The sequence below is a fragment of the Pseudomonas sp. NPDC090233 genome, from assembly GCF_044772285.1.
Taxonomy (GTDB): Bacteria; Pseudomonadota; Gammaproteobacteria; order Pseudomonadales; family Pseudomonadaceae; genus Aquipseudomonas.
Window position 1 is genome coordinate 377,114 of record NZ_JBIVYQ010000006.1, and the last position, 23,506, is coordinate 400,619.

The 23,506-nt window shown below is 63.8% G+C and carries 20 protein-coding genes and 1 riboswitch; of the genes, 13 read left to right on the plus strand and 7 right to left on the minus strand.

Translation table 11 applies throughout. From position 1 onward, the window contains the following. The first annotated feature begins 16 nt into the window (after window positions 1-16). A complete protein-coding gene (gene hldE / locus ACIQUF_RS18955; RefSeq protein ID WP_403134149.1) occupies window positions 17-1,438 on the plus strand; it encodes a bifunctional D-glycero-beta-D-manno-heptose-7-phosphate kinase/D-glycero-beta-D-manno-heptose 1-phosphate adenylyltransferase HldE in 1,422 nt (473 codons plus the stop codon). A 124-nt stretch (window positions 1,439-1,562) separates the two neighbouring features. Here the strand turns inward: hldE and ACIQUF_RS18960 are convergent, their stop codons facing one another. The 4 genes from ACIQUF_RS18960 to ACIQUF_RS18975 are packed head-to-tail and all read right to left on the minus strand — an operon-like array spanning window position 1,563 to window position 4,946. After that, window positions 1,563-2,531: a metal ABC transporter ATPase gene (locus tag ACIQUF_RS18960; protein ID WP_403134152.1), complete on the minus strand. Its 969-nt coding sequence runs from the start codon at window positions 2,529-2,531 to the stop codon at window positions 1,563-1,565. 51 nt (window positions 2,532-2,582) lie between these two features. Continuing rightward, entirely contained in the window at window positions 2,583-3,395 is an 813-nt protein-coding gene (locus ACIQUF_RS18965; protein WP_403134154.1) for an aldo/keto reductase, read from the minus strand. Beyond that, window positions 3,392-4,567, minus strand: a complete 1,176-nt coding sequence (locus ACIQUF_RS18970; protein ID WP_403134156.1) for an NAD(P)/FAD-dependent oxidoreductase — start codon at window positions 4,565-4,567, stop codon at window positions 3,392-3,394. The genes ACIQUF_RS18965 and ACIQUF_RS18970 overlap by 4 nt, the downstream gene beginning before the upstream one ends. A gap of 46 nt (window positions 4,568-4,613) precedes the next feature. After that, window positions 4,614-4,946, minus strand: a complete 333-nt coding sequence (locus tag ACIQUF_RS18975; RefSeq protein ID WP_403134159.1) for a DMT family transporter — start codon at window positions 4,944-4,946, stop codon at window positions 4,614-4,616. 180 nt (window positions 4,947-5,126) lie between these two features. Here ACIQUF_RS18975 and waaA point away from each other — a divergent pair, with 180 nt between their 5' ends. Then, window positions 5,127-6,398: a lipid IV(A) 3-deoxy-D-manno-octulosonic acid transferase gene (waaA, locus tag ACIQUF_RS18980; protein WP_403134162.1), complete on the plus strand. Its 1,272-nt coding sequence runs from the start codon at window positions 5,127-5,129 to the stop codon at window positions 6,396-6,398. A 120-nt stretch (window positions 6,399-6,518) separates the two neighbouring features. Here the strand turns inward: waaA and ACIQUF_RS18985 are convergent, their stop codons facing one another. Further along, entirely contained in the window at window positions 6,519-7,952 is a 1,434-nt protein-coding gene (locus ACIQUF_RS18985) for a TolC family outer membrane protein (protein ID WP_400796770.1), read from the minus strand. 162 nt (window positions 7,953-8,114) lie between these two features. Continuing rightward, a riboswitch (TPP riboswitch) is annotated at window positions 8,115-8,221 on the plus strand. Window positions 8,222-8,375: 154 nt separating this feature from the next. On the opposite strand from ACIQUF_RS18985, the gene thiC reads away from it, so the two are divergent. Further along, window positions 8,376-10,256, plus strand: coding sequence for a phosphomethylpyrimidine synthase ThiC (thiC, locus tag ACIQUF_RS18990; protein WP_403134165.1), 1,881 nt, complete (start codon window positions 8,376-8,378; stop codon window positions 10,254-10,256). A gap of 78 nt (window positions 10,257-10,334) precedes the next feature. Then, a complete protein-coding gene (gene cytX, locus ACIQUF_RS18995) occupies window positions 10,335-11,618 on the plus strand; it encodes a putative hydroxymethylpyrimidine transporter CytX (protein WP_403134168.1) in 1,284 nt (427 codons plus the stop codon). On the opposite strand, the gene ACIQUF_RS19000 is transcribed toward cytX, so the two are convergent. Continuing rightward, a complete protein-coding gene (locus tag ACIQUF_RS19000; protein ID WP_403134171.1) occupies window positions 11,587-12,333 on the minus strand; it encodes an RsiV family protein in 747 nt (248 codons plus the stop codon). The two genes, cytX and ACIQUF_RS19000, sit on opposite strands and share 32 nt — an antisense overlap. Before the next feature lie 184 nt (window positions 12,334-12,517). Between ACIQUF_RS19000 and ACIQUF_RS19005 the strand changes: the two genes are divergently transcribed. The 9 genes from ACIQUF_RS19005 (at window position 12,518) to ACIQUF_RS19045 (ending at window position 21,875) form a co-directional block, all read left to right on the plus strand. Further along, the gene (locus tag ACIQUF_RS19005) at window positions 12,518-13,135 is read left to right on the plus strand and encodes an NUDIX domain-containing protein (protein WP_403134172.1); all 618 of its coding nucleotides are present in this window, start codon (window positions 12,518-12,520) and stop codon (window positions 13,133-13,135) included. Then, window positions 13,126-13,578: a DUF1249 domain-containing protein gene (locus ACIQUF_RS19010; RefSeq protein ID WP_400796783.1), complete on the plus strand. Its 453-nt coding sequence runs from the start codon at window positions 13,126-13,128 to the stop codon at window positions 13,576-13,578. The genes ACIQUF_RS19005 and ACIQUF_RS19010 overlap by 10 nt, the downstream gene beginning before the upstream one ends. Before the next feature lie 85 nt (window positions 13,579-13,663). After that, window positions 13,664-14,467: a 3',5'-cyclic-AMP phosphodiesterase gene (gene cpdA / locus ACIQUF_RS19015; protein ID WP_403134174.1), complete on the plus strand. Its 804-nt coding sequence runs from the start codon at window positions 13,664-13,666 to the stop codon at window positions 14,465-14,467. A 206-nt stretch (window positions 14,468-14,673) separates the two neighbouring features. After that, complete coding sequence (locus ACIQUF_RS19020; protein ID WP_403134175.1) at window positions 14,674-15,282, plus strand: YqiA/YcfP family alpha/beta fold hydrolase; 609 nt, start codon at window positions 14,674-14,676, stop codon at window positions 15,280-15,282. Between the two features lie 35 nt (window positions 15,283-15,317). Continuing rightward, window positions 15,318-17,222, plus strand: coding sequence for a DNA topoisomerase IV subunit B (gene parE / locus ACIQUF_RS19025; RefSeq protein ID WP_400796792.1), 1,905 nt, complete (start codon window positions 15,318-15,320; stop codon window positions 17,220-17,222). Further along, a complete protein-coding gene (locus ACIQUF_RS19030) occupies window positions 17,219-18,205 on the plus strand; it encodes an esterase-like activity of phytase family protein (protein ID WP_403134177.1) in 987 nt (328 codons plus the stop codon). Before parE ends, ACIQUF_RS19030 begins: the two co-directional genes overlap by 4 nt. After that, window positions 18,202-18,720 (plus strand): TIGR02281 family clan AA aspartic protease, encoded by a 519-nt coding sequence (locus tag ACIQUF_RS19035; protein WP_400796797.1) that lies wholly within the window; start codon window positions 18,202-18,204, stop codon window positions 18,718-18,720. The genes ACIQUF_RS19030 and ACIQUF_RS19035 overlap by 4 nt, the downstream gene beginning before the upstream one ends. Window positions 18,721-18,730: 10 nt before the next feature. Next, the gene (gene parC / locus ACIQUF_RS19040; protein ID WP_403134180.1) at window positions 18,731-20,989 is read left to right on the plus strand and encodes a DNA topoisomerase IV subunit A; all 2,259 of its coding nucleotides are present in this window, start codon (window positions 18,731-18,733) and stop codon (window positions 20,987-20,989) included. Between the two features lie 175 nt (window positions 20,990-21,164). Further along, the gene (locus ACIQUF_RS19045; protein WP_400796802.1) at window positions 21,165-21,875 is read left to right on the plus strand and encodes a membrane integrity-associated transporter subunit PqiC; all 711 of its coding nucleotides are present in this window, start codon (window positions 21,165-21,167) and stop codon (window positions 21,873-21,875) included. A 68-nt stretch (window positions 21,876-21,943) separates the two neighbouring features. Here the strand turns inward: ACIQUF_RS19045 and ACIQUF_RS19050 are convergent, their stop codons facing one another. After that, on the minus strand, window positions 21,944-23,410 hold the full coding sequence (locus ACIQUF_RS19050) for a histidine kinase (protein WP_403134182.1): 1,467 nt from the start codon (window positions 23,408-23,410) through the stop codon (window positions 21,944-21,946). Window positions 23,411-23,506 lie beyond the last annotated feature (96 nt).

Below are 23,506 nucleotides of genomic sequence, written 5' to 3' on the forward strand. Positions count from 1 at the left end.
TTCATATGGGTTGCCCATGAAGTTGTCCATGCCGCGTTTCGATCAAGCCCCGGTATTGGTGGTCGGCGATGTCATGCTGGACCGCTACTGGCATGGCGGTACTTCGCGTATTTCGCCAGAGGCGCCAGTGCCGGTGGTCAAGGTCGACCAGATCGAGGATCGCCCTGGCGGCGCGGCCAACGTTGCCTTGAACATCGCCGCACTCGGTGCCCCGGCAGCGTTGATCGGCGTCACCGGCCAGGATGAGGCCGCCGACAGCCTGGCCAACAGCCTGCAGGCTGCCGGCGTACGTTCTGTGTTCCAGCGCATCGCCCATCAGCCGACCATCGTCAAGCTGCGGGTCATGAGCCGTCACCAGCAGCTGCTGCGTATCGATTTCGAGGAACCCTTCGCCACCGACCCGCTGTCGCTGGGTGCCGAAGTCGACAGCCTGCTCGAAGGCGTCAAGGTGCTGGTGTTGTCCGACTACGGCAAGGGTGCACTGAAGAACCACCAGAGCCTGATCCAGGCCGCGCGGGCAAAGGGCATTCCGGTCCTGGCCGACCCCAAGGGCAAGGACTTCTCGATCTATCGCGGGGCCAGTCTGATCACTCCGAACCTCAGCGAGTTCGAAACCATCGTCGGCCGTTGCGCCGATGAGGCCGAATTGGTCGCCAAGGGCCTGCAGTTGCTGCTGGACCTGGATCTGGGGGCATTGCTGGTGACCCGTGGCGAACACGGCATGACCTTGCTGCGCACCGGCCATCCGGCACTGCACTTGCCAGCCCGTGCCCGCGAAGTCTTCGATGTCACCGGTGCCGGCGATACCGTAATTTCCACCCTCGCCGCTGCCATCGCGGCCGGTGAAGACCTGCCCCACGCGGTAGCCCTTGCCAACCTGGCAGCGGGAATCGTGGTGGGCAAGCTGGGTACTGCGGCAATCAGCGCACCTGAGCTGCGCCGGGCGATCCAGCGTGAGGAAGGTTCGGAGCGGGGTGTGGTGGGCCTGGAACAACTGCTGCTGGCCATCGACGATGCGCGTGCGCACAACGAGAAGATCGTCTTCACCAACGGCTGTTTCGACATCCTGCATGCCGGGCATGTGACGTATCTGGAGCAGGCGCGTGCTCAGGGCGATCGGTTGATCGTCGCGGTCAACGACGATGCCTCGGTCAGCCGCCTGAAAGGCCCTGGCCGCCCGATCAATAGCGTGGATCGACGCATGGCGGTGCTGGCCGGTCTTGGCGCTGTGGACTGGGTGATCAGTTTCCCCGAAGGTACGCCGGAAAACCTGCTGAGCCAGGTCAAACCGGATGTGCTGGTGAAGGGCGGAGACTACGGCATCGATCAGGTGGTCGGCGCCGATATCGTCAAGGCTTATGGCGGTACGGTGAAGGTGCTGGGTTTGGTCGAGAACAGCTCGACCACCGCGATCGTCGAGAAGATCCGCAAGCACTGACGCGGCGCATGCGGCCGTGGGAGCGGCTTTAGCCGCGAAGCCAGCGACGCGGGGGATGGCACCGGCGTAGCCGGTGTTCGCGGCTGAAGCCGCTCCTACAGGGAGGCGGCAGCCTTAGGTTAGGTTACTTATGCAGCGAAGTCCGTGCGCGCTCCAGCAATGCCCGGGCCTTGTCGCCAAAGCGCTGTAAATGCGACGCCTTGGTGGGCTTGCGCTCCACCAACCCCTGCTGCTTCACCCACTCCTTCCAGCGTATTCGCTCATCACTGACCACCCAGCCGTCCTGGCGCGCAAAGCTCTCGGCCAGGTACAGCCCGCGAGTGCTCGCGGGCACCAACTCGTCTTTCTTGAGCGTATACAGCTCGGCCAGCGGCTGGCCATCCTGCAGTGGCATCAGGTACAGGTCCGGACGTTTACGATTGAGTCGTGCCACCAGTTGATCGCCTTCGAGCCGTTCATCTACATGGAAAAGGCTCAGTTTCTTCGCCTCCTTGGGCACTTGCAGGCGCATGTCGTAGATCAGCTGCAGTGACGCCGTAGGCAGATGTACATAGGCCCGTGGCCGCTCAAGTAGCATCAGATTGCCGCAGTGCACTGGCCGCGCAGCACCGGACTCCGGCGTCAGCACGAAGGGCAGCGACTCACGGTAGTGCAGGGCGGCGTCATAGGGTGCCGGTAGCCAGGTGTCGTTGAAGCGCCCACCCAGCCAACCTTCCGGTGTTTCCAGCAGGCATTCTTCGGCCACTTCCTGCACGGCTGTGTGCAGTGGCAAGTTGAGCTCCTGAGCCGGGACATAACCTGAAATCAATTTCAGCACCACGTCACCACGATCCTGACGCCGTTGCCGTACCAGTACCCAGTAGTCACGATTCTGCCAGTGCAGGGTCAACCGCACCGAAACGCCCAGGTTGGCCAGTTCGACCACGAAGCGCTGATTGTCGGGCAACTGGATGGCGCGCCTGCGCTGTTGGGTCTGGGCGAAATTCAGCGGCATGCCGATGCTCTGGTAAACCAGGCCTTCGGGGGTGGCTTCGACATGCAGCGGCAGTGTCTTGAAGTTGCTCGGGTTCTTGCGAATCAGCGTACGCGGCACGAGGCTCCTCCTTGGGGCGGGTCAGTCTCCAGGCCTAGGGGCGGGGACCACTCAATGCTGGCCCAGGATACGGGCGACGGTGGCCACGTTGTGGGCCAGGTGCAACGGATTGATGGTGCCGACGATAGCACTGCTGACGCCCGGGTGAGCGAACAGCAGCTCGAAACTGGCCTGTACTGGATCGACACCGGGCGCAAGGCAGACGTGCCCGCTGGCCAGGGCTTTTTTCACCAGGATGGCCTTGCCGTGTTCGGCAGCGTAGTCCAGCACCGGGCGTTCCGCCTGCTCGTTGAGGTTGTAGGTGACCATGGCGCAGTCGCCCTGTTCGAGCGCCTTGAGGCCACCGGCAACGGTCTTGCCGGAGAGGCCGTAGCCGAGGATCTTGCCCTCTTGCTTGAGCGCGGCGAGGGTCTGGTAGACCTCCTGCTGTTCGAGAATCGCCAGATCGTTGCCGTCGGAATGCACCAGCACCAGCTCGATGCGGTCGGTTTCCAGGCGGCGCAGGCTGCGTTCGACCGAGCGACGGGTGTGTGCCTCGCTGAAGTCGAAGCGCGACTGACCGGCTTCGAATTCTTCGCCGACCTTGCTGACGATTACCCATTCATCGCGTTGGCCACGCAGCAGCGGGCCCAGGCGCTCTTCACTGCGGCCATAGGCCGGCGCCGTGTCGATCAGGTTGATGCCCAGCTCGCGCGCTTGCGCCAGCAGCAGGCGAGCTTCGTCATCACCAGGGATGGTGAAACCGGTCGGATATTTCACGCCCTGGTCGCGGCCAAGCTTGACCGTGCCCAGGCCCAGGGGCGACACCTTGAGGCCAGTGCTGCCCAGCGGGCGGTGGAAGTCGTGCAGGGTTGGCAGAGTCATGGCAGCAGTTGCTCCCAGGCCGGTACGCCGAGCGGTGGTCGCGGGAGCTCGCTGAGGTCGGCTTGAACGCCTGGGCGAATACCGTCGCGCTCCAGGCTGGCCAGTACGCGATCACTGAAATCGGGTGCCAGCGCCAGTTTGGTCGGCCAGCCCACCAGCAGGCGCTGCTGATCAGCGAGGAAGGCGTTGTCTGGGCGAACCAGGCCGGATTGTGCAGGCTCGGCGCGGTCGACGCGCAGGGTGGCCCAGCGCACCAGGCTCTGGTCGACCCAGGGCAGCAGGTTGGCGATTTCTTTTTGCGCCGCAGCGATTTGCGCCGCAGGCTCGCGCGCTACGCCATCGGCTTCGGCCAGGTCGCCGCCGAGGTACCAGACCCACTGGCCATCGGCCGCCGGGTGGGTTGTCACGGTGACTCGTGGCTTGGGCCCGCCGCCCAGGCAATGGGCGTACAACGGTTTGAGGTTCGGCCCTTTGGCCATGACCATGTGCAGCGGCCGGGTTTGCATGGCCGGTTGGCTCAGGCCCAGGGCATGCAGGAGATCTTGTGTACCGGCGCCGGCGCTGAGGACGATGCGCTGGGCGCGGATTTCACGTCCGTCCACGCGTAGGCCTACCAGCGCGTCACCATCACGCAGTGGCTCAATGCGCTCACCTGCCAGCAACGAGTCGCCGGCCAGCTCGGCCAGGTTGGCCAATAAGCTGGGCACGTCGATCACCAGCTCCGCCAGGCGATAGACCTTGCCCTTGAAGGCACGGTCCTGCAGAGCAGGCGGGAGCTGGTCGCCCTTGACCTGGTCGACCCGGCCGCGCACGGCCTTGCTGGCGAAAAAGCTGGTGAGGTTGCCGGCCAGCGTGCCCGGCGACCATAAGTAGTGGGCATCGGAGAGCAAGCGGGTGCGGCCGAGGTCCAGTTCGCCGTTGCCGGCCAGGGCTTCGCGCCAGCGCCGAGGCATGTCGGCGATGGCTTCCGAAGCGCCGGTCAGGGCGCCGTGCAGGGCGTATTTGGTACCACCGTGGATGATGCCCTGGGACTTGATGGTCTGCTCGCCACCCAGACTGGCGCGTTCCACCAGCACTGTCGAATAACCCAGGCGGCGCAGGCGGGCGTTCAGCCACAGGCCTGCGACCCCGGCGCCGACGATCAGTACGTCAGTGGAAATGGCGGTTGGCATGGCGGTACCTCGAAGACTGGGACAGCTGGCAAGTATACAGCCCGCATCAATGCCCGGCAGTTTTCGAGAACAGCTGAATCACCACCACCCCACCGACGATCATCGCCATGCCCAGCATGGCCGGCACGTCCAGCTTCTGCCCATAGATCACCAGGGCCGCGATGCTGATCAGCACAATCCCCAGCCCCGACCAGACGGCATAGGCGATCCCCACCGGAATGCTGCGCACCACCAGGGTCAGCATCCAGAACGCGATCGCGTAGCCGCCTACCATCAGCAGCAGGGGCAGCGGCGTGCTGAAGCCCTTGACCGCCTTCATGGAAGCGGTGGCGATGACTTCGGCGCAGATGGCGATGGCGAGGTAGGTGTAGGCGTTCATTGGGGATTCTCCGGTTGCTGGTCGGGCATTCTAGGGGATTTTTTACGGCTGGGAGGGTGACAGGCGACCGTCTTGAAGTTTTTAACGCCCTTGAGATCGAGCGCCGCCCGCGCGGCGCATCGCGGATAAATCCGCTCCTACATCTATTTCGGGCCAGTCCATCCTGTAAACTTCGGCGCCATGAACAGAACCCTCTATACCCTGCTGTTTCACCTGGGCCTGCCACTGGTTGCGCTGCGCCTGTACCTGCGTGCGCGCAAGGCACCGGCTTATGGCCAGCGCATTGGCGAGCGCTTCGCCCGTAACCTGCCAGCCATGCGCCAGGGCGGTATCTGGGTGCATGCCGTCTCGGTCGGTGAAAGCATCGCCGCCGCCCCCATGGTGCGCGCGCTGCTCAAGGCCTATCCGGACCTGCCCATCACCCTCACCTGCATGACCCCGACCGGTTCCGAGCGCATTCGCGCCCTGTTCGCCGACGAACCCCGCATCCAGCATTGCTACCTGCCCTACGACCTGCCGTGGGCGGCGGGGCGTTTTCTCGATCATGTGAAGCCCAAGCTGGGCATCATCATGGAAACCGAACTGTGGCCCAACCATATTCACCAGTGCGCCAAGCGCGGTATCCCGGTGGCCCTGGCCAACGCTCGGTTGTCGGAGCGTTCGGCCCGTGGCTATGCGCGCTTTGCCAAGCTGACTCGGCCGATGCTTGCCGAGATGGACCTGATTGCGGTGCAGACCGAAACCGAAGCGCAGCGCTTTCGCGATCTCGGCGCGCATTCTGAGTGCGTGCAGGTAACTGGCTCCATCAAGTTCGACTTGAAAATTGACGATCAACTGCTGCCGCGTGCCCAGGCGCTGCGTGAGCAGTGGGGCGCAAGCCAGCGCCCGGTGTGGATTGCCGCCAGTACCCATGAGGGTGAAGACGCGCTGATCCTGCAGGCGCATCGCCAGTTGCTCCAGGTACACGGCGATGCGCTGCTGATCCTGGTCCCGCGCCACCCCGAGCGGTTCGACGCCGTACATGCCTTGTGCGCCGAACAATTCGCCACCGTGCGCCGTTCTGCCGGCACAGCGGTCGATGGCCAGACCCGCGTGCTGCTCGGCGATACCATGGGCGAGCTGCTGTTCCTCTACGCACTGGCCGATATCGCTTTCGTCGGCGGTAGCCTGGTCGCCACCGGCGGCCACAACCCGCTGGAGCCAGCGGCGCTGGCGTTGCCGGTGATCATGGGGCCGCATGTGTTCAACTTCCTTGAGATCAGCGCGATGTTGCGCGAGGCGGGGGCGTTGCAGCAGGTGGAGGATGCCGACGGGCTGGCCGAGGCGGTGCGCCGGTTGGTGGAGCTGCCGCAGGATGCGCAGCGCATGGGCGAGGCGGGCAGGGCGGTGATGCGGGCCAATCAGGGGGCCTTGCAGCGGCTGCTGGATGGGCTGGACCGATTAATCCGCTGATTCATTATTTCCCCTGTGGGAGCGGCTTCAGCCGCGAACACCGGCGAAGCCGGTGCCATCCACCGCGTCGTTTGCTTCGCGGCTGAAGCCGCTCCTACAGGGGTATGCGGCGCTCCAGAATCAAGGCCTGCGTTCGAAGTTCTTCGCCGCCGCCGCCGCCAGGTCTGGTGGCAGGAAATCCTTGTCCGGGTTGTAGTCCGCTTTCAGATACCGCTTGAGGTCCACCAGGTCCTGTGGGCTCAAGGTCCCGGCCGCCTGTTTCAGGCTCAGGTTGTCGAGGATGTAGTCGTAGCGGCTGTTGTTGTAGTCGCGCACCGAGGTGTACAGCTGGCGCTGGGCGTCGAGCACGTCGACGATGTTGCGGGTGCCGACCTGGTAGCCGATTTCGGTGGCTTCCAGCGCGCTCTGGTTGGAAATGATCGACTGCTTGCGTGCCTGTACCTGCTCCACATCGGTATTCACCGCGCGGTGCAGGTTGCGCGTGTTCTCCACCACCTGGCGGCGCAGGCTTTCGCGTTGCTGCTCGCTCTGGCTCAGGCGCTGGTAGGCCTCGCGCACCTGCGAACTGGTCAGGCCGCCGCTGTAGATCGGGATATTCAGCTGCAGGCCGATGCTGGTCTGTTCCACGTCACCGCTGTAGCGCACGCCCAGCTGCGAGGGGTTGCTGAAACCCAGGTTGTCGTTGTCGCCTTTTTGGTACTTGGCCACCGCATCCAGCGTCGGCGCGTGGCCGGCCTTGCGCTGGCGCAGGGTTTCTTCGGCGGCACTGACGGCGTAATTGGTCGCCAGCAGGTTGAGGTTCTGCCGGCCGGCGGTCTCGACCCAGGCCTTGGCATCGTTGGGCGTGGGCACCTGGATCGGCAGGGTATGGACTACGCCCTGAATCGAAGCGTATTCGCGGTTGGTCAGGGTTACCAGTGCTTCGAAGGCATCCTGTACCTGGCGCTCGGCGATGATCCGGTTGGCCCTGGCTGTGTCGTAGCTGGCCTGGGACTGCAGCACGTCGGTCTTGTCCGACAGGCCCACGTCAAAACGTTCGTTGGACTGGTCGAGTTGGCGCTTGAAGGCGGCTTCCTCGGCCTTGGTCGCAGCCAGGTTGTCCTGGGCGCGGAGCACTGCGAAGTAGTTTTGCGCGGTCTGCAGTATCAGGTTCTGCTCGGTGGCCGACAGCTCCAGCGCCGCTTGCTCATTGACCGCCTCAGCCGCCTGCAACTGGAACCAGCGGTCGGCACGGAACACCGGCTGGGCCAGGGTGGCGCTCCAGGAGTTGCCGCTGCGGTTGGAGGTGATCGACGGTTCGTCGAGTTTGGTCCGGGTATTCTGCATCTCGGCACCGGCCGACAGGTTCGGCAACAGGCCGGCGCGGGCCTGGGGCACCACTTCGCGGCGGGCGCCATAATCGGCGCGTGCGGCCGCAAGATCGGCGTTGTTGTCGACCGCTTCCTGGTAGACGCTGACCAGGTCGGTTTTGACTGTTGTGGGCACATCCGCTGCCCAGACCACTCCGTTGGACGCACAAGACACGGCTATCGCCAGTGAGAGTTTGCGCAGCATAGAGGCAATCCTTGTACGAAATTATAATTTCTGAACTGTTGAGTATCGAAAGATGGGCCAGTGTAAGGCCGAGCGCAGTCGGCAACAATCGCCGCGTGCGCCTTTCATCATCGCTACCATTTACCCGCTTGGCTTTGCCGACCACTCCAGTCTAGACTGCGCATGTTCTTGTCGGGGTGCCTTGAAGCAAAGGCTGAGATCGCATAGGTGCGGATCCCGTTGAACCTGATCAGGTTAGCGCCTGCGTAGGGAACAAGATTGCTCGCCTTCCCGGGGAGCCTCTTGTGCAAGGTCCGGGAATGTCTCAGCTGCTTGCGGCTCATGGCACCTCGTCCTCGCACTGCACTCGTCTACGAGTGCGTCCGCCTCTTTCAGGTTCACCCCGACATTCCGCCCGCTTGGAAGCCGTCTGGAGAGCCTGTGATGACCAAACAAGAAAAAACGATCAACCTCAGTGAGTCGGCGCAAGTCGATCAGCAGTCCGTGCAACCGTTTCCGCGTTCGCGCAAGGTCTATGTCGAAGGTTCGCGCCCGGACATCCGCGTGCCGATGCGCGAAATCAGCCTGCACGACACCCCCACCGACTTCGGCGGCGAAAGCAACGCCCCGGTGCTGGTGTATGACACGTCCGGCCCGTACACCGACCCGAACGTCATCATCGACGTACGCAAAGGCCTGGCCGATGTTCGGTCCGCCTGGATCGACGCGCGTGGCGACACCGAGCGCCTGGGCGGCCTGAGCTCGAACTTTGGCCAGCAGCGCCTGAACGATGCCGAGCTTGCCAAGCTGCGCTTCAACCACGTGCGCAACCCGCGCCGCGCCAAGGCCGGCGCCAACGTCTCGCAGATGCACTACGCCCGCCAGGGCATCATCACCGCCGAGATGGAATACGTTGCCATCCGCGAGAACATGAAGCTGCAGGAGGCGCGCGCCGCAGGTTTGCTCAACCAGCAGCACGCCGGCCACAGCTTCGGCGCCAACATCCCGAAAGAGATCACCGCCGAGTTCGTGCGCGAAGAAATCGCCCGCGGCCGCGCGATCATCCCGGCCAACATCAACCACACGGAGCTGGAGCCGATGATCATCGGCCGCAACTTCCTGGTGAAGATCAACGGCAACATCGGCAACAGCGCCCTGGGCTCCTCGATCGAGGAAGAAGTGGCCAAGCTGACCTGGGGCATTCGCTGGGGCTCGGACACGGTCATGGACCTGTCCACCGGCAAGCACATCCACGAAACCCGCGAGTGGATCATCCGCAACTCGCCGGTGCCGATCGGCACTGTGCCGATCTACCAGGCCCTGGAGAAGGTCAACGGCGTGGCCGAGGACCTGACCTGGGAGCTGTTCCGCGACACCCTGATCGAACAGGCCGAGCAGGGCGTGGACTATTTCACCATCCATGCCGGTGTGCTGCTGCGCTACGTGCCGCTGACCGCCAAGCGGGTCACCGGCATTGTCAGCCGGGGCGGTTCGATCATGGCCAAGTGGTGCCTGGCGCACCACCAGGAAAACTTCCTGTACACGCATTTCGATGAGATCTGCGAAATCATGAAGGCCTACGACGTCAGCTTCTCGCTGGGTGACGGCCTGCGTCCGGGCTCGATCGCCGACGCCAACGATGCGGCGCAGTTCGGCGAACTGGAAACCCTCGGCGAGCTGACCAAGATCGCCTGGAAGCACGACGTTCAGTGCATGATCGAAGGCCCGGGCCATGTGCCGATGCAGTTGATCAAAGAGAACATGGACAAGCAGCTGGAGTGCTGCGACGAGGCGCCGTTCTACACCCTCGGCCCGCTGACCACCGACATTGCCCCCGGTTACGACCACATCACCTCGGGTATCGGCGCGGCGATGATCGGCTGGTTCGGCTGCGCCATGCTCTGTTACGTCACGCCGAAAGAACACTTGGGCCTGCCGAACAAGGATGACGTCAAGACCGGCATCATCACCTACAAGATCGCCGCGCATGCCGCCGACCTTGCCAAGGGCCACCCCGGTGCGCAGATCCGTGACAACGCCTTGTCCAAGGCGCGGTTCGAGTTCCGTTGGGAAGACCAGTTCAACCTCGGCCTGGACCCGGACACTGCACGCGCCTTCCACGACGAGACCCTGCCGAAGGAATCGGCCAAGGTCGCGCACTTCTGCTCGATGTGCGGGCCGAAGTTCTGCTCGATGAAGATCACCCAGGAAGTGCGTGAGTACGCCGCCAGGATCGAGACCGTGGACGTTTCGGTCGAGCAAGGCATGCGCGAGCAGGCCGAGCGGTTCCGCCAGGAAGGCAGCCAGCTGTATCACAAGGTGTAAGGCACTTCACAACCTCTGTGGGAGCTTGCTCCCACAGAGGGACCGGTATCTATCCCAACATTTGCGGCGATAAGCACAATGACAACCCCCAGCCACTTCTCCCCTGACCACCCGGTCCCCACCACCCAGCGCCCGTTCGGCGGCCGCGACCTGTTCTCGCTGTGGTTCTCCCTCGGCATCGGCCTGATGGTCCTGCAGGTCGGCGCCATGCTCGCCCCAGGCCTTGGCCTGGCCGGCGCGGTATTGGCCATCGCCCTCGGCACTGGCGTGGGCGTGCTGTTGCTGGGGGCCGCCGGCGTGATCGGCAGCGACACCGGCCTCTCCGCCATGGGCACCCTGCGCCTTAGCCTGGGCAGCCACGGCGTGCGCTTGCCGGCGCTGCTCAACCTGCTGCAACTGGTTGGCTGGGGCGCCTTCGAGATCATCGTCATGCGTGACGCGGCCAGCCTGCTGGGTGCGCGCGCATTCGGCGAAGGCAGCCTGTGGAACAGCCCGATGCTCTGGACCCTGTGCTTCGGTGGCCTGGCCACCCTGCTGGCGGTGAGCGGGCCGCTGGCGTTCGTGCGCAAGGTACTGCGCAAATGGGGCATCTGGGTGCTGCTGGGCGCGTGCCTCTGGCTGACCTGGAACCTGTTCGCCAAGGCCGACCTGGGCGAGTTGTGGCGCCGCGCGGGGGACGGCTCGATGTCGCTGGCCGTCGGTTTCGACATCGTCATCGCCATGCCGCTGTCCTGGTTGCCGCTGATCGCCGACTACTCCCGCTTCGCCCGCAATGGCCGGCATGTCTTCGGCGGCACGGTATTGGGGTATTTCATCGGCAATACCTGGCTGATGAGCCTGGGCGTGGCCTACACCCTGGCCTTTGCCCCGAGCAGTGAGGCCAACGCGTTGCTGCTGGCCCTGGCCGGCGCCGGGATGGGTATTCCGTTGCTGCTGATCCTGTTGGACGAATCAGAAAAAGCCTTCGCCGATATCCACTCGGCGGCGGTATCGACCGGGATGCTGGTGCGAGTGAAAGTCGAGCACCTGGCCTTGGTCATCGGCGTGCTGTGCACGCTGATCGCCCTGCTGGCGCCGCTGGCCCAGTACGAGAACTTCCTGCTGCTGATCGGCTCGGTGTTCGCGCCGCTGTTCGGCGTGGTGCTGATGGACCACTACGTGATCCGCCGCCGCCGCTTGCCCGCGCAGGTCGACGGTTTGCACTGGCAGGCACTGCTGGCATGGGCGGTGGGTGTGGCGGCGTATCACCTGATTGCCGCGCAAGCGCCGGAGCTGGGCGCGACCCTGCCAGCATTGCTGCTGGCAGGTGGGCTGCATCTGCTACTGAGCTTCAGCCGCGCCCGGGAAACAGTTCGGGCTTGAGCACACCGTTCAGGCGCGGGTAGGGGAGCTTCAACTCCACGTGGCCCATGGAATAGGGCGCGATGGAGTAGACCTCATACTTGACCACGACTGCGCCGTACGTCAGGGCGATGTGCGGCGACTTCTTGAACGGCCAGGTTTTGACGAACTCGGCGTCCTTGTCCATGCCCACGCTGATCAACCAGGCGCGGTGCGATTCCTCGACCGTCTTCCAGAAGGTTTCTTCCTGGCCCGGCAGCAGCATGTCCTGCAGGGTCAGCACCTTGTCCAGCTTGCGCGAATAGTTGATGAAGCCGCGGCCCGGCATGCCGTGGGCGCCGCCGCTGTCGAGGTAGCTGGACAGCTCGATGATCACCAGCCCGTCATGCTGCTCGCGTACCTTGGCTTGCAGGTAGCTGCTGTTGCGTTTGTCGGCGGTGGCCAGGTATTGCTGTTCGTACGCCTGCAAAGTGCTGGGGGCGGTGCCATGCTGGTTGTCTTCGGTCAGCTGCAACAGGCGTTTTTCGACGATGGCGTCGAGCTTGGGCAGATCGGGGAAGTGGATGGTGTCGATATTCACCAGCGGGCAGTCGCTGGCGCTGCAGCCGGGCTTCACGTGTTCCCAGGCGTCGCGCTTGACCTCCAGCGGGGCACGGTAATTGGGCGTGAACAGGCTCTGGCAGGCACCGAGGGCCAAGGCCAGCACAGCCACGGAAGTCAGTTTGACAAGTGTCATGATGATCCTTGCAGTACAGATAAAGTCGCCCTTTGACCGCCTGCGCGGCCTTCAGTTCGCCACTAAGCTAACAGACAGTAGACCCGCTGTCCCGAGTGCGCGAACGGTTACCGGAAAGGGGTGAAACGGGAAAGCGTGCAGAGTAGGATGGCGCGAAGCAGTATCCGAGGTAATGAGGGTTTCCATGTCAGACACGTTGAATTCAGTGCCCAAGGGTTTCGATATCATCGAGCGGGCCAACTGCTTCCAGGGCTTCTACAAGCTCGACAAGCTGCGCCTGCGCCATGAGCTGTTCGCCGGGGGCATGGGCCGTGAGATCAGCCGCGAACTGTTCGTGCGCCACGATGCCGTGTGCGTGCTGCCTTATGATCCGCAGCGTGATGAAGTGGTGCTGATCGAGCAGTTTCGCGTGGGGGCGTTGGGCAAGACCGACAATCCCTGGTTGATCGAGTTGGTCGCCGGCCTGATCGACAAGGACGAACAGCCCGAAGAAGTCGCCCACCGCGAAGCCGAAGAAGAAGCCGGTCTGACCTTTAGCGCACTGTGGCCAATGACCCGCTACTTCCCGTCGCCGGGCGGCAGCGATGAATACGTGCACCTGTTCCTCGGCCACTGCAGCAGTGAAGGCGCCGGTGGCCTGCACGGCCTGGAAGAAGAGGGCGAGGACATCCGCGTGCGCGTCTGGTCGTTCGAGGATGCCTTGCAGGCCGTGCGCGATGGGTGCATCTGCAATGCGGCAACTATCATCGGTTTGCAATGGCTGGCGCTGAACCGCGACGAAGTACGAGGTATGTGGAAGTGAACCTGCTGCGTGAGCGTTATCGGGTCGATCTGGCCGGGCTGCAAGCAGCCTGCGAGGCCAATTACGCCCGGCTCATGCGCCTGCTGCCCGACATGCGCACCACCCAGAGCTCGCGGCGCATCGGCATGACCCAGGGCGACCAGATGCTCGGGGTGCTGGTGCTCGACGTGCTGCTCGCCTGCCCGTACACCACCACCTTGCGGGTGCGCCAGGAGCACAGCCTGCCGTGGCTGCCGGTGCCGCACCTGGAGGTGCAGGTGTACCACGATGCGCGCATGGCCGAAGTGGTCAGCGCCGAACACACCCGACGCCTACGCAGTATCTACCCCTATCCGAACCAGGCCATGCATCAGCCGGATGAAAAGGCCCAGCTCAATCTGTTCCTCGGCGAATGGCTGAGCCATTGCCTGGCCTGCGGCCACGAACTGGCAAGCGTGCGCTGAATTGTGAAGGCGGTCGGGTTCGGGTGTTTGCTTGCAACTCTTACGCCGCCATAATTCCCGCTGAATCCGCACGAGGAGACGGCCGGTGCCGCGCCCAGACCTATCCGATGCACCCGTTTACGTGGTGCAACTGACCGACGCCCATTTGTTCGCCGACCCCGCAGGCACGCTGCTGGGCCTGCGCACCCGCGACAGCCTCCGGCATGTGATTGCCCAGGTGCGGCGTGAGCAGCCGCGTGTCGACCTGTTGTTGTGTACCGGCGACCTGTCTCAGGATGGCAGTGTCGCGTCCTACCAGGCGTTTCGTGAGCTGACCGGCGAATTCGGCGTGCCAACCCGCTGGCTGCCGGGCAACCATGATGAGGCCAAGGTCATGGCCGAAGTGGCGCCGGAGCTGGTGCAGGCGGTAACCGATGTGGGTGCATGGCGCGTGGTGATGCTCAACTCGGCGGTGATTGGCGCGACCCATGGTTTGCTTGAAGCGGAACAGTTGGCCGTGCTGGATGAGGCGCTGGCGACAGCCGGTGAGCGCCACTGCCTGGTGTGCTGCCACCATCAACCGGTGGATATCGGCTGCGCCTGGATCGCTCCGATTGGCTTGCGCAATGCCGACGAGTTGCTGCGCCGCTTGGACGGTTATCCACAGGTGAAAGCGTTGCTCTGGGGGCATATCCACCAGGAATGGGATGAGCAGCGCGGTGGACTGCGGCTGCTGGCAACGCCCTCGACCTGTATCCAGTTCGCGGCTGGCAGCGAAGACTTCAAGGTGAGCGAGGAGCAGCCTGGGTATCGGTGGTTGCGGCTGTATGGCGACGGTCGGCTGGAAACGGGGGTAGAGCGGGCGACGGACTTCGAAGTGAAGCTCGACTTCAATAGCTCTGGCTACTAGCGGTAAACCTGTGGGAGCGGCTTCAGCCGCGAAGCAGGCGACGCGGTGGATGGCACCGGCTTTGCCGGTGATCGCGGATGAATCCGCTCCTACAGATAAATTGTTGCGAAAATCCCGCTGTCACGCCAAAACCCGACGAACACGCTACACTGCGCATCCCTGCGCCCGCACCCTCGGGCGCGAAGCCTAAGATTTTTGGGGGCAGCATGTCGGGTTCCATCCTCTATATCCATGGCTTGAACAGCTCACCGCTCTCCACCAAGGCGCGCCAGCTGGAGGCCGTGATGCTGCAGCTGGGCCTGTCGAGCCAGTTGCGGGTGCCCGCCTTGCACCATCATCCGCGTCAGGCCATCGCACAGCTTGAAGCAGCCATCGCCGAGCTGGGTGCGCCCCTGCTGGTCGGTAGTTCGCTCGGCGGCTACTATGCCACCCATCTGGCCGAGCGCCATGGCCTCAAGGCGCTGCTGATCAACCCGGCGGTTACCCCGCACAAGCTGTTCGACGGCTACCTTGGCACCCAGCGCAATCATTACACCGACGAAACCTGGGAGTTGACCCAGGACCACGTGCACGCCTTGGCCGAACTGGAAGTGCCTGCCCCCCTTGATGCCAGCCGCTATCAAGTGTGGTTGCAGACGGCCGATGAAACCCTGGATTATCGCCACGCCGCGCAGTATTACCGCGCCTGCGCCCTGCGTATCCATGCCGGTGGCGACCACAGTTACCAGGGCTTCGCCGCACAGATTCCGGCCCTGCTGGCCTTCGCCGGGGTTGCCCGGGGGCAGTATGCGGCACTCGATTTTTCTGTATTTTGATCTTTTTGCATTCACCAGACTGACGACGAGAACCCATGGCCAATCCCAGCGCTAGCGCCTATAACGCAGACGCCATCGAAGTCCTCTCGGGCCTTGACCCGGTCCGTAAACGCCCGGGCATGTACACCGATACCAGCCGGCCGAACCACCTGGCCCAGGAAGTCATCGACAACAGTGTCGACGAAGCGCTGGCGGGCCACGCCCGTTCGGTGCAGGTCATCCTGCATGCCGACCACTCCCTGGAGGTCAGCGACGATGGCCGTGGCATGCCGGTGGATATTCACCCTGAAGAGGGCGTCTCGGGGGTCGAGCTGATCCTCACCAAGCTGCACGCCGGTGGCAAGTTCTCCAACAAGAACTATCAGTTCTCCGGCGGCCTGCACGGCGTCGGTATTTCGGTAGTCAACGCCCTGTCGACCCAGGTGCGCGTGCGCGTCAAACGCGACGGCAACGAATACCAGATGACCTTCGCCGATGGCTTCAAGGCCAGCGAGCTGGAGGTGGTCGGCACGGTCGGCAAGCGCAACACCGGCACCAGCGTGTACTTCAGCCCGGATCCCAAATATTTCGATTCGCCGAAGTTTTCCATCAGCCGCCTCAAGCACGTGCTCAAGGCCAAGGCCGTGCTGTGCCCGGGCCTGCTGGTCAGCTTCGAGGACAAGGCCAGCGGCGAGAAGGTCGAGTGGCACTACGAGGACGGCCTGCGTTCCTACCTGGTCGATTCGGTCAGCGACTACCTGCGCCTGCCGGACGAGCCGTTCTGCGGCAGCCTGGCTGGCAACAAGGAAGCCGTGGACTGGGCCTTGCTGTGGCTGCCCGAGGGCGGTGACAGCGTTCAGGAAAGCTACGTCAACCTGATCCCCACGGCCCAGGGCGGCACCCACGTCAACGGCCTGCGTCAGGGCCTGCTCGATGCCATGCGCGAGTTCTGCGAATTCCGCAACCTGTTGCCGCGCGGGGTCAAGCTGGCGCCGGAAGACGTCTGGGAACGCATCACCTTCGTCCTTTCGATGAAGATGCAGGAGCCGCAGTTCTCCGGCCAGACCAAAGAACGCCTGTCGTCCCGCGAGGCAGCAGCGTTCGTTTCAGGTGTGGTCAAGGACGCCTTCAGCCTGTGGCTCAATGCCCACCCCGAGGTGGGCATGCAGTTGGCGGAACTGGCCATCAGCAACGCCGGACGGCGCCTCAAGGCGAGCAAGAAGGTAGAGCGCAAGCGCGTCACTCAGGGCCCGGCCTTGCCAGGCAAACTGGCCGACTGCGCCGGGCAGGACCCCATGCGCGCCGAACTGTTCCTGGTCGAGGGTGACTCCGCCGGTGGTTCGGCCAAGCAGGCGCGGGACAAGGAGTTCCAAGCCATCCTGCCGCTGCGTGGGAAAATCCTCAACACCTGGGAAGTGGACGGTGGCGAAGTTCTGGCCAGCCAGGAAGTGCACAACATCGCCGTGGCCATCGGCGTGGACCCTGGCGCAGCCGACCTGTCGCAACTGCGCTACGGCAAAATCTGCATCCTCGCCGACGCCGACTCCGATGGACTGCACATCGCAACCCTGCTGTGTGCGCTGTTCGTCCAGCACTTCCGCCCGCTGGTCGAGGCGGGCCACGTCTATGTCGCCATGCCACCGCTGTACCGCATCGACCTGGGCAAGGAAATCTACTACGCCCTCGACGAAGCCGAGCGCGACGGCATCCTCGACCGGCTGGTGGCCGAGAAGAAGCGCGGCAAGCCACAGGTCACCCGATTCAAGGGCCTGGGCGAGATGAACCCGCCGCAACTGCGTGAAACCACCATGGACCCGAACACCCGGCGCCTGGTCCAGCTGACCCTGGACGACCTGGCGGGCACCACCGAGATCATGGACATGCTGTTGGCCAAGAAGCGCGCCAGCGATCGCAAGAACTGGCTGGAGACCAAAGGTAACCTGGCCGAGGTTCTGGTTTGATTCGTCTGTTTGTCGCAGCGTTACTCGCGCTGGTTGCCTTGCCGAGCCTGGCAGGCAACTGGCCGGAGCTGAAGTTGACATCCGAGCATCCGATCGACGGCATGCGCGGCGGCAACCTCTCGGGCCTGGCCTTTTGCCGGGGCGCGCTCTGGGGTGTTTCCGACCGTGACGATGACCGCATCTACCGCCTCGACCAGCAGAACGGCGTCTGGCGCGCCCAGCCGCTGACGTTCACCCCGCCACCGGTACCTGACAGCGGCTTGCCGTGGGGGTTGAAGTCGCGTAACTGGGCGGTGTCGCACATCCGCGGCGGCGAACTGGATTACGAAGGCATCACCTGCGACCAGGACGGTAACCTCTACCTGGTCAGCGAAGCCCATGCAGCGGTGCTGCAATTGCCGGTCGTTGGGGAGCCAGAATGGCTGAGGATCGACCCGGCGATGATTCGCCAGGCTCGCGCCAGCGGCATGTTGCTGCAATTCAATGCGCTGTTCGAAGGCCTGGCGATCAGCCCGACGGGTGACCGGATGTGGTTGGCAGCCGAACGTGAGCGCCGCGGCCTGGTGAAGATCGAGCGGCAGCAGTCGGTGTGGACGTGCGGGCGCAGTTGCGTGCTGTTGAGCGAGGCCGGAGTCGAGATGCAACCGGCGCAAATGCCCAATGCCCGCGCGCTTTCGCGCGACTTTGCCGACCTGGCCTGGTTCGACGGCAAGCTGTTCACCCTCGAACGCAATGCCTACCGCGTCTGCCGCCGGGACGTCGACAGCGGTAAGGTAGAGCGCTGCTGGTCGTTCGCTGCTGACGCACTGGTGCCCGAGCGCCGCTACGATCAGCCGTTCGGCCTGGCTGAAGCCTTGGTGGTCGATGCCAAGGGCGCCTGGATCGGCGTGGACAACAACAACGGTGATCGCGCCGATGGCGAAAGCCGGCCGATCGTCTGGCGTTTTGCCGTACCCGAAGGCGGCTGGAGTGGCAAACCATGAGCCAGCCGCCGGGCAAGCGTGCGGGCCGGGTGCTGATGGTCCTCGCCTGGGCGGCGGCGCTGTTCCTGGCCACGCGCTTTTTCGGTGAGTGGGAGGCGCGTGAGCGCAACCCCAACAGCCAGGTACAGTCCGAACACGGCGAAGGCTTCATCGAAGTTCGCTTGCTGGGCAATGGCCAGGGCCATTTCGTGGCAGACGGCGCGATCAACGGCAAGGTGGTGCACTTCATGCTCGACACCGGCGCCACCGACGTGGCGATCCCCGAAGCGCTGGCCCGCGATCTGGGCTTGCAGCGTGGCAGCCCGGTCATCCTCAGCACTGCCAATGGCCGTACGGAAGGCTACCGGACCCGCCTGGACAGCCTGCAACTGGGCGACATCCGCCTGCAGGGCGTGCGTGCGCTGGTGGTGCCGGGGCTGGACGGGCAGACCGTGCTGCTCGGCATGAGTGCCCTGAAACAACTTGAATTTACCCAGCGCGGCGGCACCATGCTGCTGCGCCAGAACCTGAAATAACGAGGCCCGCATGAGCGACCCATTGGAACTCAGCCTCGACGGCGTCGAACGCCGCTCGCTGGCTGACTTCACCGAACAGGCCTACCTCAACTATTCCATGTACGTGATCATGGACCGGGCCTTGCCGCACATCGGCGATGGCCTCAAGCCCGTGCAGCGACGCATCGTCTATGCCATGAGCGAGTTGGGGCTGGATGCCGATTCCAAGCACAAGAAGTCGGCGCGTACCGTCGGTGACGTGCTCGGTAAGTTCCACCCCCACGGCGACTCGGCCTGCTACGAAGCCATGGTGCTGATGGCCCAGCCGTTCAGCTACCGCTATACGCTGGTGGACGGGCAGGGCAACTGGGGTGCGCCGGACGATCCGAAGTCGTTCGCTGCCATGCGCTACACCGAGGCGCGTCTCTCGCGCTATTCCGAAGTACTGCTCGGTGAACTGGGCCAGGGCACAGTGGACTGGGTGCCGAACTTCGATGGCACCTTGCAGGAACCGGCCGTATTGCCGGCGCGTTTGCCAAACATCCTGCTCAACGGCACCACCGGCATCGCCGTGGGCATGGCCACTGACGTACCACCGCATAACCTGCGTGAAGTGGCCAGTGCCTGCGTGCGCCTGCTCGACGAGCCCAAGGCCACCCTGGAGCAGCTGTGCGAGCACATCCAGGGCCCGGACTACCCGACCGAAGCCGAGATCATCACGCCGCGCTCTGAGATCCTGAAAATCTACGAAAGCGGCCGCGGTTCGATCCGCATGCGCGCCGTGTACCGTGTAGAAGACGGCGACATCGTCGTCACCGCGCTGCCGCACCAGGTCTCCGGGGCCAAGGTGCTGGAGCAGATCGCCGCGCAGATGCAGGCCAAGAAGCTGCCGATGGTTGCCGACCTGCGCGACGAATCGGACCACGAGAACCCGTGCCGCATCGTCATCATTCCGCGCTCCAACCGCGTGGATGCCGGCGAGCTGATGCAGCATCTGTTCGCGACCACCGAGTTGGAAAGCAGCTACCGGGTCAACGTCAATATCATCGGCCTGGACGGCCGGCCGCAGCTGAAAAACCTGCGCGCCTTGCTGCTGGAGTGGCTTGAATACCGGATTGGTACCGTTCGTCGCCGCCTCCAGCACCGCCTGGAGAAGGTCGAGAAGCGCCTGCACTTGTTGGAAGGTTTGCTCACCGCCTTCCTCAACCTGGATGAAGTGATCCACATCATCCGCACCGAAGAGCACCCCAAGCAGGCCCTGATCGCCCGGTTCGACCTGACCGAAATTCAGGCCGATTACATTCTTGAGACCCGCCTGCGCCAATTGGCACGCCTGGAAGAGATGAAAATCCGTGGCGAGCAAGACGAGCTGCTCAAGGAGCAGGCCAAGCTGCTGGCCCTGCTCGGCAGCGATGCCAAGCTGCGCAAGCTGGTCCGCAGCGAGCTGATCAAGGACGCCGAAACCTACGGCGACGACCGCCGTTCGCCAATCGTCGAACGCGCCGAAGCCAAGGCCTTGTCGGAAAACGAGCTGATGCCGACCGAGCCGGTCACCGTCGTATTGTCGGAAAAAGGCTGGGTGCGCTGCGCCAAGGGGCATGACATTGATGCCACTGGGCTTTCCTACAAGGCGGGTGACGGCTTCAAGGCTGCGGCGGCGGGGCGCTCCAACCAGTTTGCCGTACTGATCGACTCCACCGGGCGCAGTTATTCGGTGGCCGCGCATACGCTGCCATCGGCGCGTGGCCAGGGTGAGCCACTGACCGGCCGCCTGACGCCGCCGCCGGGGGCGACCTTCGAATGCGTACTGTTGCCGGAAGATGATGCGCTTTACGTGGTGGCTTCCGATGCCGGTTACGGCTTCGTGGTCAAAGGTGAAGACCTGCAAGCCAAGAACAAGGCGGGCAAAGGCCTGCTCAGCCTGCCCAACGGTGCCAGGGTGATCAGCCCGCGTCCGGTGGCCAACCGTGAGCAGGACTGGCTGGCCGCTGTCACCACCGAAGGCCGTCTGCTGGTCTTCAAAGTCGCCGACCTGCCTCAGCTGGGCAAGGGCAAGGGCAACAAGATCATCGGTGTGCCCGGTGATCGAGTCGCCAGCCGTGAGGAATATGTCACAGATCTGGCAGTGATTGCCGAGGGTGCGACGCTTGTATTGCAAGCTGGCAAGCGTACCCTGTCTCTGAAGCCAGACGACCTTGAGCACTACAAGGGTGAGCGTGGGCGGCGCGGCAGCAAGCTGCCACGCGGGTTCCAGCGCGTCGACGGGTTGCTGGTGGAAGGCCCGGCGTAACCTCGTGAAATGTCTGGGACGGCAATTTCAGCGCCGTTCCAGGCAGAAATGCTGGAGTCGAGCCGATATTTCGCGGATGATAGTGCCCCTTCGGTGCCGGCGTGGCCGTGTGCCAGATTGAATCTATATCAGTATCACTGCGGTTAGCCTGGTGGCGACCGCCTGGATGGGATGAATGAAATTTCTGCGCCTTCCATTTGCGCTGTTGATGACGGGCTTGCTGGGGCTGAGCGGGTGCAGCATGCATCAGCCGGTTGCCCTGTATCAGCTCGACAGCGGTGATCCTGGCCAGCCTTCGCAGAGTGCGGGCATGGCCGTGGTGCTCGGCCCGGTGTCGGTCGCCGATTACCTGCAGCGCGAAACCTTTTTGCAGCGTCAGGCCGATGGCAGCCTGAGTTCGGCGACGGACGGTCGTTGGGCTGGCAGCCTGTCGGCAGATATCGACCAACTGCTGGTGCGCCAGCTGGCCTGGCGCCTGGATAGCCAGCGCGTGGTCCTGGCTCCGGCCAGCACCGGTTTCTCGCCGGATGTGCAGGTGTTGCTGTCGATCACCCGCCTGGACTCGGGCAAGAACCAGCCGGCCATACTCGACGCCCAATGGCGTTTGCTCGACCGTCGCGGCAATGTGCGCGATAACCGCATCGTTCACCTTGAGCAGCAACACGAAGGCACTGAGTCGTCGCAGGTGCAGGCGCAAGGTCAGCTGCTGCAGAAGTTGGCAGAGCAATTGAGCACTGCGGTCAAGCCGCTGGCCAATCAGCCGGCAATCGCCGAAGAGGCGCCGAAAAAGCCTGCTGCTCCGGTTCAGGTCAAGAAAGCGCCAGAGAAATCGAAGATCCCGATGGCTTCGCCGATTCGCACCGATATGGAAGTCTATCGGTTCTGATGCTTACACCAGCTACAAAAAAGCCCGCATTCTCGCGGGCTTTTTTGTGTCTGCTGTTCCAGCCTCTATCAAGGCCTGCGCTCGTGCATCCGCGCCAATTGCCGCTCCAGCATTGATGGGTAAGGCTCCATCAACCGCTCGACGCAACAGGCCCCTTCTGGGCTGGCAATCGGCCGGATTCGCGCACGCTGGCGGATCAGGGCGTCATCGCTGATCTGCCGCTCCACCAACAGCAGGTTGCGGCTGTGCTGAGACAGGGCCAGGGCGTCCTGGGCCTTCTCGGCCATCAGCAGGTCGACCTGTTCCAACCCCTGCAGGTCATCGCCCAGGGTCAGGCCCAGCTGCAGTTGCAGGGTGATGCCACTGTCGGCCACCTCGATTTGCAGGGCGTGGCCCAGTGCTCGCAGCAGCTCGCCGCAGCAGATGGCGTTGGTCAGGTAGTCTTCGCCGCAATCACGGCTGTGGAACAGCACCAGGGTGCTGCCGTCGTTGAGCGTATGGGTTTCACCTTCGTAGAGCGACGCCGCCTGTTCCAGGCAGTCGCGGTAGCGCTCCAGCAGCTCGGTCAGGCGGGTGCGGGGCAGGCGGCGCAGTTGCTCCTGAGAACCCAGTTGCACGGCCAGCACTGCGCTGTGCTGTGGCTCATCGGATTCGACCACGATGGCCTTGGGCGCGGGCTCATCGTTGTCCAGCAGGCCGGCAAAGGCCGTCTCATCGTCTTCGTCGTCATCCACGGCGGCAACCTTGGCACGTGGCGCAGCTTTGACCGGTGCGGCAACCTCGTGCAGGTCGTCGAACTCGTCCTCTTCTTCCTCCGGCTCAGGTTCCGGCTCTGGCGGTGGCGGCGGCGCCAGGCGCGCGTGCAACTGACGGGCGATATCGCCGATCTCGTCCTGACGATCGGTTGCCGGGGTGTAGGGGTGCGGGTCACGCAGCCATACTCGCAGCTGCAGCAACGGCAGGGTGATGTGGCGGCCTTGGCGCAGGCTCAGGCTCAGCGCCAGGGCCAGCAGGATCGCGGCAAGGATGCCCATGCTCTGCAGGCTGATCAGCATCGGCTGCTGGAACTGGCTCATGTCCAGGCTGATGCGCAATTGCCCGGCGGTCACGTCCTGGAAGGTGATCTTGGTCTGGTACAGGCCTTCCGATTTGCCCAGCAGGCTGTTGCGCGGGCGCTGCCCGGCTTCGGCCAGGATGCGGTTGTCCACGCTGTAGATCGCCGCATGGGCCACCAGCGGGTTCTTCACCAGGTTGCCCAGCAGCACGTTGAGGCTGAGGATGTCGTTGGACACCAGCAGCTCGGTCGCCGAGGTGGCGGTCTGGGTGGTCAGGCTCTGGCCAAGGGCGTCGGCCTGCTCGTGCATCGCCTGCTTGAACTGCAGGCCCATGACGCAGGCATAGATCACCAACGCCAGCGCCACCAGGAATATATTGGTGCAGGCGATGCGCAGTGCCAGGGGAACACGACGTTGGCGCAGGGCACGGAAGATCATGAGGAAGAAGTTGTCTGGTTTGACGGGCGTGGGCCGGTTCACAGAGCGCGGCTCTTAATGGCATGAAAGTGTTGCGCAGTATAGCGATCAGAGTTTTGTCGGCAAAGTATCGTTGGCGCCCGATGGTCATGGAAAATC